General features: G+C 64.9%; 1 protein-coding gene. It reads left to right on the top strand.

Features of this window, described 5'->3' with window-relative positions; translation table 11 throughout:
• Window positions 1–650 (top strand): polyhydroxyalkanoate depolymerase (gene phaZ / locus HWX25_RS32740; protein WP_175912728.1); only part of this gene is annotated, 650 nt, incomplete at both ends.

Genomic DNA, 650 nt, shown 5'->3' with positions numbered 1-650 from the left:
TTCAACATTCATCAGATCGTCAAGGACGGCCACAACATCCCGATCGTCGAGCAGACGATCGTCGAGAAGCCGTTCTGCCGGCTGCTGCGCTTCAAACGCTATTCGGACGACGCCGATGCCGTCACGCAGTTGAAGGACGAGCCGGTCGTGCTGGTCTGCGCGCCGCTGTCGGGCCACCACTCGACGCTGCTGCGCGACACCGTGCGCACGCTGCTGCAGGATCACAAGGTGTACATCACCGACTGGATCGACGCGCGGATGGTGCCGGTCGAGGTCGGCCCGTTCCACCTGCACGACTACATCGCGTATATCCAGGAATTCATCCGCCACATCGGCGCGCGCAACCTGCACGTGATTTCCGTGTGCCAGCCGACCGTGCCGGTGCTCGCGGCGATCTCGCTGATGGCGAGCCGCGGCGAGGACACGCCGCTCACGATGACGATGATGGGCGGCCCGATCGACGCCCGCCGCAGCCCGACGTCGGTGAACTCGCTCGCGACGCAGCACTCGACCGCGTGGTTCGAGAACAACGTGATCCACACGGTGCCCGCGAACTATCCGGGCGAAGGCCGCCACGTGTATCCGGGCTTCCTGCAGCACACGGGCTTCGTCGCGATGAATCCGGAACGTCACGCGCAATCGCACTGGGA

The organism is Burkholderia sp. BCC1640 (assembly GCF_902833125.1).
Lineage (GTDB): Bacteria > Pseudomonadota > Gammaproteobacteria > Burkholderiales > Burkholderiaceae > Burkholderia > Burkholderia diffusa.
The sequence above is the reverse complement of the archived record's forward strand: the minus strand, read 5'-3'. Positions and strand labels throughout refer to the sequence as shown.